Raw genomic sequence first — 11,156 nt, 5'->3', positions numbered from 1 at the left:
CGGACGAACGCGATCCACAGATGCGGGCGGGTCTTGCGGCTCCCCGGAAGAGGGTGGGCACGCTCGAGGGCATGACCCCGGACGACGCTCGCGCGCGCATTCTCACGGTGCCGAGCCTCGAGCGGCTCGGTGTCCCGCCATCTCGAGTTCGAAGGATGGTCGCTGCGGGCGAGCTGGTGGTGGTACATCGAGGTCGCTACGTTCGCCGCAGTGACTGGGATGCCGCGTACCCGGAGTTCCGCCATATGCTCGCGATCGTCGCCGCGGACTCTTTCCGAAAGTCCGATGACGTGGTCTACGCATTCGCCTCAGCAGCCGTCCTCCACGGCCTGCCGCTCTTCCGGCATCGCGCGGGCGCCCCGCACGTCTGCACTCGACGCGCAGACGGAATCGTGACGAGCAGCCGCACCTTGCGGCGCCACGACATCGACGTGCCCGACGCGGACCGCGTCATGATCGGCGGCATCCCCGTCACGTCATTCGAGCGGACGGTGTACGACATGATCCGCACCACGAGGCGTGAGACGGCGGTCGCGTGCGCCGACGCGGCGCTGCGCTCGATCGCCTGGCATGAGGTTCCGCGCCGGTACGACGAGATGGCCGCCGCCAAGTGGCGTGCCCACCTGAGGGGGCGAATCGCCCGCTCTTCGGGGGCGCGGGGGATTCGCCAGGCGCGCTGGGTCACGGAGTTCGCAGACGGCCGAGCGCAGCTTCCGGGCGAGAGCACCAGTCGTCTTTATCTAGCGGACCTCGGCTTTGCCCCGCCTCGACTTCAGGTTCCGTTCGAGGGACCGGCCGGCGCGACCTACTGGATCGACTTCGCCCTGGAGGACGTGCGGGCATGGGGAGAATTCGACGGTCTCGGCAAGTACTTCGACCCGCAGATGCTCCGGGGCGCCACGACCCGCGAGGCGCTGCGGGACGAAAAAGACCGCGAGGACTGGATCCGAGGTCGCAGCCAGTGGCGGTTCGCCCGATGGGGCTTTGCACACATCAGCTCCGCGGACTCGCTGGGCTCCCGCCTCGCGTCGTTTGGAATCATCCCGCGCCGCTGAACGTCGCCACGGCGCAGTCGGCCGAACCCATGCCTTCGCCGCGAGCCCACATGCTCCCGCGCCCGCGAGGGTATGGAGTCGCCGCGAAGATATGGGTTCGGCGAAATGAGCAGTCCGGTCCGGGGTCAGCGCGCGACGCGCAGGCCCACCCGCTGCAGGTGCGCGTTCGCGAAACGACCAGCCGGGTCGAGGCGCTCGAACACCTCGCGCGCGTCGGCCAGGCGCGGATGCACGCGCGCAATCGCTTCGGCATCGAACAGGTGCAGCTTGCCCCAATGCGGGCGCGCCAGGAACGGTGCCAGCGCCTCCTCCACGTGCGGCAGGACGGCGCGGACACCCGCCGGATCGTTGTGCCAGGTGAAGTGGATCGCCAGCACGTCGCGCTGGTAGGCCGGGCTCAGCCACAGATCATCGGATGCCGCGGTGCGCAGTTCGCTGACGAACAGGTGCGGCTGAATAAGCGACGACAGCTCGTGCACCGCCCGCAGCGCCGCGGGCGCGTCGGAGCGGGCGACGAAGTACTCGCTCTGGATCTCGTCGCCGAAGGACGGCTGCCCGTCGAGGCGGAAATGCGGTAGCCGCAGCATCCACGGGCCGGGCACGCCGCCGAGCTCGGTGAGGTCGCCGACACCCTCGAGCGGGTTCGCCTCGACGACGCGCGAGCCGTTCAGGAGGGCGTCCGGCACCGGGTCGTGGTCCGCCTCGAGGCGGCTCTTGACCCATACGTCTCCCAGCAGATCGGCATCCCAGCGCGTGAAGATCGAGACGCTGTAGCCGGCGCCCGTGATGTCGTCTAGGGCTTCCAGCGCGGCATCCCACGACACGCCCTGGTACACGTCCTGCCGCGCGCGGTAGGTGGGCTGCACCTCGAGCGTCAGCGCGACGATCACTCCGAATGCACCGACGCCGACCGCGAGCGCGTCGAAGTCCGGGTCGCCGCGGCGCACCTGGTGCACCTGGGCGTCGGCGCCGACATACAGGATGCCGCGGACGGCACTCGTCAGCACGCCGTTGCGGTTGCCCGATCCGTGGGTGCCGGTCGCTGTGGCGCCGCCCACCGAGATGTGCGGAAGCGAACCGAGGTTGTGCAGGGCGAAGCCGCGCTCGTCGAGCCACACCGCCAGCTCGCCGTAGCGTGTCCCGGCGGCGACCGTCACCGTCGCGGCATCCTGGTCCAGAGAGAAGCCGTCGGTGAGCGTCGCGAGGTCCAGCAGCGTTCCCGTCGTGTCCGGCAGATCGGTGAACGAGTGCCGGGTGCCGAGCGCGTGGACGGGTCCACCGGCGGCGATCGCGTGCTGCACGTCGTAGACCGTGGACACCGGGACGATGCGCGGCGCGGCGTACTCGTACGTGCCGGCCCAGTTGCGAGACATGCGGCTCCTCTTCTTCGAGTTCTTGAATCGGACGACGGGTTCCGCGGCGGACTACGGCGCGAGCTCGGCCGACAGTCGCCGTGCTGCGGTGGCCATGTGCACGGCCATGGCGGATGCCGCGGCGTCCTCGTCTCCGCGGACGACCGCGCGGTAGACGGCCTCGTGCTCATCGATGGCGACGCGGGCCTCGGCCTCGTTGTGGACCGCCCGGTCGGCGTAGACCTGAAGGAGCGATCGGACCACGTGCAGGAGGTCGACGAGCAGGTCGTTTTCCGAGGCGCGGGCCAGCGCCAGGTGGAACTCCAGGTCGGCTCGGGCGAACGCCTTGAGGTTCCCCACCGTCATGCGCATGCGCTCCAGCTGGACCCCCGCGTCGTCGAGGTGAGCGCTGTCGGCGCGACCGGCCGCGAGCCGCGCGACGTAGATCTCCAGGCCGGCGCGCATCTCCAGCAGCTGCTCGGTGTTGCGCTCGCCGATGAGAAGTCCCCAGCGCAGCGTCTGCGGCAGGAGCTCGCTCGCGGTCCCGCGGAGGTACGTGCCCGACCCCGGGCGCACGTCGACGATTCCGAGGATCTCGAGGGCGGCGAGCGCTTCGCGGACGGCAGACCTGCCCACCCCGAGCGTCGCGGCGAGCTGTCGTTCCGGGGGCAGCCGCGTTCCGGACGCGATGGAGCCGCTCGTGAAGAGGTCCATCAGCCGCCGTGCCACCTCCGACACCGGCGTCCCCGTCGGAAGCGCGCCGAGCGAGGCCGAGATCTCGGCCGACCGATCGTCGGGGAAGGCGGGCATGCGAACAACCTAGCGCGAAAATCAGGGATCCGGGCTTGCAATTGGTCAACCGGTTTGCCAAAATATGGATTGGCGTCGTTTCTGATGCCAGCCAATCAATGACGATCCCCCAGGAGTCAACGTGGACAACACCCCCGTTGTGACCGGCGTCGAATCGCCGGTCGCGAAATCCGCCATACGCAAGGTGTCCTTGCGGTTGGTGCCCTTCGTGGCGCTGATGTTCTTCATCAACTACCTCGACCGCACCGCGATCGGCTTCGCCGCCCCCAACGGCATGAACGACGATCTTGCCCTCAGCGCCGCCCAGTTCGGCTTCGCGTCGGGCGTCTTCTTCATCGGCTACATCCTGCTCGAGGTGCCCTCCAACCTCGCGCTGCACAAGTTCGGTGCGCGCCGCTGGCTCGCGCGCATCATGGTCAGTTGGGGCATCGTCGCGCTGCTGTTCACGTGGGTGCAGAACTTCGAGCAGCTGGTCGTGCTGCGCTTCCTCCTCGGCGTGGCCGAGGCGGGCTTCTTCCCGGGCGCCATCCTGTTCCTGAGCCTCTGGGTCCCGTCGCAGTACCGCGGGCGCATCCTGATGCTCTTCTACTTGGCCCAGCCGCTCACGACGGTGATCGGAGCCCCCTTCGCCGGCTGGCTGATCCAGCAGGACGAGGTCTTCTTCGGCCTCGCAGGCTGGCGCTTCATGTTCTTCGGCGTCGCGATCCCCGCCATCATCGTCGGCATCATCGCCTGGTTCTACCTCAAGGACAAGCCGGCGGATGCCAAGTGGCTGACGCCGGAAGAGCAGACGTGGCTCACCGAGGCCAACGCCGCCGAGCGCAAGCTCACGGAGAAGTCCGAGAAGCACGTCTCGGTGCGTTTCGCCTTCGGCAGCGGCCGGGTCTGGATGCTGTCCTTCATCTACTTCGGCTTCATCTACGGCCTCTACGCGCTCGCCTTCTTCCTCCCGACGATCATCGACGGCTTCCAGAACGCGGCGGGCACCGAGTTCGACATGTTCCAGAAGGGGCTGATCACAGCCATCCCCTACCTGCCCGCCGCCATCGCGATGTACTTCTGGTCGCGTGACGCCTCGCGTCGAGGGCTGCGAACCTGGCACATCGCCGGCCCCGCGGTGCTCGGCGCCGTGTCGATCCCGCTGGCGCTGTTCGCCGGCTCGCCGGCCGCCACCATCGCGGTGATCACCCTCACCGCCATGTCGATCTTCGCCGCGCTGCCCAACTTCTGGACGCTTCCGACGAAGTTCCTGACGGGAATCGCCGCAGCGGCAGGTGTCGCGCTGATCAACACCGTCGGCAATCTCGCCGGCTTCAGCGCCCCCTTCGTCACGGGTGCGGTGAAAGACTGGACCGGCGGCTATGAGATCCCGATGATGATCGTCGGCGCAGTCATGCTGACCTCCGCGATCCTGATGATCCTGCTGGCACGGAGCAACCGTGCCGCCGTCACCGCGGCCGGCCTCGCGGCTGCGGAGGAATCGCGCAAGGGGGCGACCCGCACATCATGACGAGACTCTGGAACGAGCCCGCCGACTTCGCCGACGAGATGATCGCGGGATTCGTCGCCGCGAACGAGCGCTACGTGCGCAGAGTCTCGGGCGGCGTCATCCGCAGCACGGTCACGCCCGACGGTCAGGTGGCCGTCGTGGTCGGCGGCGGATCAGGCCATTACCCGGCCTTCGGCGGGCTCGTCGGCCAGGGACTCGCGCACGGCGCCGCGATGGGCAACCTGTTCGCGTCCCCGTCGACGCAGCAGATCCATGCCGTGGCGACGGCGGCGAACCGCGGCGGCGGGGTCTTCTTCTCGTACGGCAACTACGCGGGCGACGTGCTCAACTTCGATGCCGCGCAGGACCGCCTGCGCCGCGAAGGCATCGCCTGCGAGACGGTCGCTGTGACCGACGACATCTTCAGCGCCTCCCCCGTCGAGAAGCACAAGCGCCGGGGCATCGCCGGCGACCTCACGGTGTTCCGCGTCGCAGCCGCCGCCGCGGAGGCCGGCTACGACCTCGAGGGCGTGACCCGCGTCGCCCGTCTCGCCAACGAGCGCACCCGCTCGTTCGGAGTGGCGTTCACCGGCTGCACGCTTCCGGGCGCGGGGCAGCCGCTCTTCTCGGTGCCGGAGGGCCGGATGGCCGTGGGCCTGGGCATCCACGGCGAGCCGGGCATCGACGAGACCGGCATCCCGACGGCGGACGGACTGGCCGAGCTGCTCGTCTCCAAGCTGCTCGACGAGGTGCCCGAGGGCGTTCAGGTCTCGGGCGCGCGCGTCGTACCGATCCTGAACGGGCTCGGATCGCTCAAGTACGAGGAGATGTTCGTCGTCTACCGGCGCATCGCCGAGCTGCTGCGAGAAGCGGGCGACGAGCTGGTCGACCCGCATGTGGGCGAATACTGCACCAGCTTCGACATGGCCGGCACCTCGCTCACGCTGTTCTGGCTGGAAGACGAGCTCGAGCGGCTGTGGGACACCCCCGTGGACACCCCCGCATACCGCCGCGGCTCGGTCGTCGCAGCTGCGCAGTCCGATGCCGCCGCCGACGCCGTCGCCGAGGTCGAGGGAGTGCCGTCGTCGGACGAGGAGTCGCGCGCCGTCGCCGTGACCGTTGCCGCGGCGATCGAGACCGTCGCTGCCACGATCGACACGCACGTCGAGGAACTCGGGCGCCTCGACTCGATCGCGGGCGACGGAGATCACGGCATCGGCATGCAGCGCGGCTCGCACGCCGCTCGCGATGCGGCCATCGCCGCGCGGGATGCCGGGGCCGGAGCGCAGACCGTGCTCGCGCGCGCGGCGGACGCCTGGTCCGATCGCGCCGGCGGCACCTCCGGGGCACTGTGGGGCGTCATCCTCGCCGCCCTGGCGGACAAGCTCGGCGACGAGGGACGACCCAGCCGCGCGGATGTCGCGGCCGGTGTCGCCGCGGGAGCGCAGGGCGTCATGGATTACGGCAAGGCCGAGGTGGGCGACAAGACGCTCGTCGACGCCCTCGTGCCGTTCAGCGAAGCCCTCACTCACACGATCGGCGCCGGCGTTCCGCTCGCGGCGGCGTGGGCGACAGCCTCGGACGCCGCGACCACCGCCGCAGCCGCCACCGCCGACCTCCTCCCCCGCATGGGACGCGCGCGTCCGCACGCGGAGAAGAGCCTCGGCACCCCCGACCCCGGCGCGCATTCGCTCGCCCTCATCGTCACGGCCGTCGGCGCCGTCCTCGAAAGGAACTGACATGTCACAAGACCAGCCCCTCCGCATCGTGATCGGCTGCGACGACGCCGGATTCGACTACAAGGAGGTCCTCAAGAAGGACCTCGAAGCGAGCGCCGGAGTCGCCACGGTCGTCGATGTCGGCGTGGACGCCGACGGACACACCCCGTATCCGAAGGTCGCGATCGCGGCGGCAGAGCTCGTCGCGGCGGGAGAAGCCGATCGCGCCCTGCTCATCTGCGGTACCGGTCTGGGCGTCGCGATCGCAGCGAACAAGGTGACCGGAATCCGCGCCGTCACGGCACACGACAGCTACTCGGTCGAACGCGGCGTGCTCTCCAACGACGCCCAGGTGCTGACCATGGGTCAGCGGGTCGTCGGCCTCGAGCTCGCCCGCCGCCTCGTCCGCGAGTGGCTCACCTACCGCTTCGACACGTCATCGGCATCAGCCGAGAAGGTCGCGGTCATCGGCGAGTACGAGGCAACCGGATCGTGCTGACGCCCGGCCCGGTCACGGTGGGCGTCAGCCTCAAGATGTACTTCGGTCATCGCGACGCTGTTCGCTGGTTCGACCGCGTCGCGGAGCTCGTCCGCGCGCACGACGGCGTGACCCGGGGCGCGATCGAGTTCTTCGTCATCCCGACCTACCCTCAACTGCTGCCCGCCGTCGAAGCATTCGCGGGAACGCCGGTGCGGATCGGCGCGCAGGATGTCGCCGCGGCCGACAGCGGACCGTACACCGGCGAGGTGAGCGCCGCCGAGCTCGCCGAGATCGGCGTCAGCATCGCCGAGATCGGGCACGCCGAACGCCGTCGGCTGTTCCACGAGACGGACGAGGACGTCGCCGCCAAGGCCGCGGCAGCGCTGCGCAACGGTCTGACCCCCGTGCTGTGCGTCGGTGAGACCGCTCGCCTCTCGCCGAGGTATGCGGCGGCCGACACGGTCGCTCAGCTGCGGCGCGACCTCGCCGGAGCGCCCGCCGGACGCGTGATCGTCGCTTACGAGCCGGTCTGGGCGATCGGCGCGCCGCACCCGGCACCCGCGGCGCACATCATCGAAGTCGCCGGGGCGTTGCGCGCGGCGCTCGAGCAGGATTCCGACCGCGCCGGCAGCGCCGTGATCTACGGCGGCTCGGCCGGACCCGGGCTGCTGACCGAACTGGGCGACGCCGTCGACGGGCTCTTCCTCGGCCGGTTCGCGCACGATGTCGACAGCCTCGGTTCAGTCCTCGACGAGGCAGCCGCACTCGCAGCTTCGCGCGGCGAAGAACCCGCGAGACTGCGGCCGGACGGCGAGACTGCGGGCGATACCCAGGGTCTCGACGTGCAGATGCAGTCTCACGGTGAGCCGAGGGGCGCCAGCCTGTGATCGGCCTCGGCACCTACGCCTTCTTCTGGCAGCACTCCGATCGCGTCGACGACCCACTGAGCCTGATCGACGCTCTCGAGGCGACGCGAGCGCTCGAAGTCGACCTGTTCCAGATCTGCGACTACGCGCCGCTCGAGACCATGAGCGAGTCGGATCTCGCGGACGCCGCCGCCGTCGCGCGCGACCTGGGCCTCACGATCGAGCTCGGCACGAAGGGGATCGCCCCCGACCACCTCGAGCGCTTCCTGCGGCTCGCCGAGATCTTCGACGCCCGGCTCGTGCGCAGCATGCTCTACGGTCCCGATTCGCAGCCGACCCTCGCCGAGGCTCAGGATCAGCTCCGCGCCGCACTGCCCGCCTATGAGGCATCCGAGGTCACACTCGCCCTGGAGACCTACGAGCAGATCGCCACGGCCGACCTGGTCGGCCTCGTCGACTCGTTCGGCAGCTCCCACCTGGGGATCTGCCTCGACCCCGGCAACGTCGTCGCCCGGCTGGAGCGTCCGCGAGACGCCGTGGAGCTCGCGGCGCCGCTCGTCGCGAACGTGCACGCGAAAGACTTCGCGTTCGCACGCCAGGACGGCTGGGTCGGCTTCACCTACTCCGGCGCGCCGATGGGCACCGGCCTGCACGACTACCCCCACCTGCTCGAGACCGTCCGCCCGCGCGAGCGCGGCGTCAACGAGATCGTCGAGCACTGGCTGCCCTGGCAGGGCGACCCCGAGACCACCATCCGAACCGAGCGGGATTGGACCCGCACCACCCTCGATTACCTCAGGAGCACACTGTGAGCACATCCACCGAGACCTACAAGATCGCCGTCATCGGAGCGGGCGGCAAGATGGGCATGCGCGTCTCGAACAACCTCGACAAGACCGCCCACGAGGCGTACTACATCGAGAACTCGCCCGCCGGCCGCGAGCGCACCACCCAGGCAGGACGTGAACTGACGGATGCCGCGACCGCCGTGCCCGACGCCGACATCGTCGTCTTCGCCGTCCCCGACCTCGCGCTCGCGTCGGTCACCGCCGACCTCGTGCCCCAGATGAAGTCCGGCGCGATCGCCCTGACGCTGGATCCGGCTGCCGCCTACGCGGGACTGCTGACCGACCGCGACGATGTCATCCGCGCCGTCGCCCACCCGTGCCACCCCTCGATCTTCCTGCAGCGTCAGACCCCTGAGGAATGGGCCGACACCTTCGGCGGCATCGCCGCCCCGCAGGACGCGATCGCCGCGGTCGAGTCGGACGACCCGGCCAAGGCCGCGATCGTCGAGGCGACCGTTCGTGCGATCTACGCTCCCGTCATCGATGTGCACTTCGTCACCATCAAGCAGCTCGCCCAGCTCGAGCCGACCCTCGTCGAGACCGTCGCGTGCATGATCGGCGATCTGCTGAACGAGGCACTCAACGAGGCCGTGAACACGATGGGTGTCCCCGAGGCCGCCGCCCGCAGCATCCTCTACGGTCACACCCAGGTCGCGCTGGCCAACGGACTGCGCGGAGACAACCCCTTCAGCGACGCGTGCCTCATCGCGATGGACTACGGTCGCGAGAGCATCATCAAGGACGACTGGAAGAAGATCTTCCGCGATGACGAGCTCGACAAGAACCTCGCGCGGATGCTGCACCTCGACCACATCGAACGGTAGGACGGTCTCATGAGCAGGCTCGCAGGCAAGACCGCCCTCGTCACGGGCGCCGGCACCGGCATCGGCAGGGCGGTCGCTGAGCGATTCGCGCGCGAAGGCGCCCGTGTGGTGATCGCCGACCGGGATGCCGCGGCCGCGGCCGACGCGGTCGCCGCGATCGGGGACGCGGCGCGCGCCGCAGTGCTCGACATCTCGGATGAGGCGTCGGTCGAGGCGGCTTTCATCGAACTCGCCGAGGCGGGCTGGGCGCCCGACACCGTGGTCGCCAACGCGGGCGTCCAGCTGTTCGGCCAGGACGCCGCGGCCGCCGATCTCGATCTCGATGTGTGGAAGCGCACGATCGACATCAACCTGACGGGTACGTTCCTGACCGTGAAGCACGCCGTGCGCACCATGCTCGCCGCGGGCGTCGGCGGGTCGATCATCCTCACCGGCAGCCCCACCGGTCTCAACGGCGAAGGAAAGGACTTCACCGCCTACAGCGCGTCGAAAGCCGGAATCCACGGTCTCGCCCGGACCGTCGCCGCAGCGTATGCCGATCGCGGCATCCGGGTGAACACGGTGGTTCCGGCGTACACGGAGACATCGCTCGTGACCACGATCACCACCGACCCTGCGGCGCGGGCCGCGATCATCGGCCGCATCCCGCTCGGACGGGCAGGGTCGCCGGCCGACGTCGAGGGGATCATGGTCTTCCTCGCCAGCGACGACGGGGAGTTCGCGACGGGGTCGCTGTTCGCCGTCGACGGAGGGATGACGACCCTGTGAGATGCGCGGGCTGAGATGACCTGGGCCACGGAGTCCCGCCCCTGGCAGAGCGGCCGCTGGACGCTCGAGCTGCGCGGCGACGAGTTCGCCGACATCGCGTTCGCGGGACGCCCGGTGCTGCGCAGCGTCCGCGCGGTGATCCGGGACCGCAACTGGGACACCGCGCCCCTGGTCGTCGATCGCGTTCGCGAGTCGGACGCGACGCTCATGCTCCACGTGCGATCGGAAGGCCTCGGCTCGAGCTTCCGCGGTGTCGTGCGGGTGGTCGCCCGGCCCTCCGATCTTGATGTGAGCGCCGATCTGGAGTCGGTCGACGGTTTCGCCACGAACAGGTCAGGGCTCATCGTGCTGCATCCACCCCGGCTCGCCGGCGAGTCGCTGACAGTGACGCATTCGACGGGCGCCACGGAGGCGACGCGATTTCCGAGTGAGATCAGCCCGCACCAGCCCGTCCGCGACATCGCGGGTCTGTCCTGGGCGCACGGAGGCCTCGAGGTGTCGCTTGCGTTCGAAGGTGACGTTTTCGAGATGGAGGATCAGCGCAACTGGTCCGATGCCTCATACAAGACGTACAGCCGGCCGCTCGACCTCCCCTTCCCGTACGACATCGCCGCCGGCGAGCGGGTGCGTCAGACGGTTCGGGTTCGGGTGCGGGAGCTGGCAGCGACCCTGCCGCCCGCTGCTCCCGACCTCATCGAATTGGAGGTCGGCGGAGCGCTTCCCGAGTTCGGCCTGGGCGCCGCCACCGCGCCCGACCCGGCACCCGACGGGCCGAGCGGCGCCGCGGCCCTGCTGGTGGAGCTCGACCTGCGCACGCCGAACTGGCGCGCCGCGCTGTCGAGGGCGGAGCGATCGGGCGTCCCGCTGGATGTCCGCGTCATCGCCTCGCCCGGTGCGCCGTTCGACGAGCTCGCCGGTGCGCTCGCGGCGCTCGGCGGTTCTCAG

At 69.8% G+C, this 11,156-nt stretch carries 10 protein-coding genes and 1 pseudogene; 9 read left to right on the top strand and 2 right to left on the bottom strand.

Going from position 1 to position 11,156, the window contains the following annotated elements; translation table 11 throughout:
• A partial coding sequence (locus tag VFX99_RS04390) for a type IV toxin-antitoxin system AbiEi family antitoxin domain-containing protein (protein ID WP_329665101.1) occupies positions 1–1,055 on the top strand: 1,055 nt, incomplete at its 5' end.
• Between the two features lie 125 nt (positions 1,056–1,180).
• On the opposite strand, the gene VFX99_RS04385 is transcribed toward VFX99_RS04390, so the two are convergent.
• Entirely contained in the window at positions 1,181–2,428 is a 1,248-nt protein-coding gene (locus VFX99_RS04385) for a D-arabinono-1,4-lactone oxidase (protein WP_329665100.1), read from the bottom strand.
• A gap of 51 nt (positions 2,429–2,479) precedes the next feature.
• Positions 2,480–3,217: a FadR/GntR family transcriptional regulator gene (locus VFX99_RS04380; RefSeq protein ID WP_329665099.1), complete on the bottom strand. Its 738-nt coding sequence runs from the start codon at positions 3,215–3,217 to the stop codon at positions 2,480–2,482.
• Between the two features lie 121 nt (positions 3,218–3,338).
• Between VFX99_RS04380 and VFX99_RS04375 the strand changes: the two genes are divergently transcribed.
• The 8 genes and pseudogenes from VFX99_RS04375 to VFX99_RS04340 all read left to right on the top strand — a co-directional run.
• Positions 3,339–4,727, top strand: a complete 1,389-nt coding sequence (locus VFX99_RS04375; RefSeq protein ID WP_414684317.1) for an MFS transporter — start codon at positions 3,339–3,341, stop codon at positions 4,725–4,727.
• Positions 4,724–6,445, top strand: coding sequence for a dihydroxyacetone kinase family protein (locus VFX99_RS04370; protein ID WP_329665098.1), 1,722 nt, complete (start codon positions 4,724–4,726; stop codon positions 6,443–6,445). The genes VFX99_RS04375 and VFX99_RS04370 overlap by 4 nt, the downstream gene beginning before the upstream one ends.
• A 1-nt stretch (position 6,446) precedes the next feature.
• Positions 6,447–6,923, top strand: coding sequence for a ribose-5-phosphate isomerase (locus tag VFX99_RS04365; protein WP_329665097.1), 477 nt, complete (start codon positions 6,447–6,449; stop codon positions 6,921–6,923).
• Positions 6,917–7,792, top strand: a complete 876-nt coding sequence (locus tag VFX99_RS04360) for a triose-phosphate isomerase family protein (RefSeq protein WP_329665096.1) — start codon at positions 6,917–6,919, stop codon at positions 7,790–7,792. The genes VFX99_RS04365 and VFX99_RS04360 overlap by 7 nt, the downstream gene beginning before the upstream one ends.
• A complete protein-coding gene (locus VFX99_RS04355; protein ID WP_329665095.1) occupies positions 7,789–8,583 on the top strand; it encodes a sugar phosphate isomerase/epimerase family protein in 795 nt (264 codons plus the stop codon). The genes VFX99_RS04360 and VFX99_RS04355 overlap by 4 nt, the downstream gene beginning before the upstream one ends.
• Complete coding sequence (locus tag VFX99_RS04350) at positions 8,580–9,443, top strand: phosphogluconate dehydrogenase C-terminal domain-containing protein (RefSeq protein ID WP_329665094.1); 864 nt, start codon at positions 8,580–8,582, stop codon at positions 9,441–9,443. Before VFX99_RS04355 ends, VFX99_RS04350 begins: the two co-directional genes overlap by 4 nt.
• Positions 9,444–9,452: 9 nt before the next feature.
• On the top strand, positions 9,453–10,211 hold the full coding sequence (locus VFX99_RS04345) for an SDR family NAD(P)-dependent oxidoreductase (protein WP_329665093.1): 759 nt from the start codon (positions 9,453–9,455) through the stop codon (positions 10,209–10,211).
• 15 nt (positions 10,212–10,226) lie between these two features.
• Positions 10,227–11,156: pseudogene (locus VFX99_RS04340) on the top strand (hypothetical protein); the annotation flags it as partial.

Origin of the sequence: Microbacterium sp., assembly GCF_036277215.1 — a bacterium.
In the GTDB taxonomy this organism is placed as follows: Bacteria; Actinomycetota; Actinomycetes; order Actinomycetales; family Microbacteriaceae; genus Microbacterium.
This window is presented reverse-complemented; position numbering and strand designations above follow the sequence as displayed.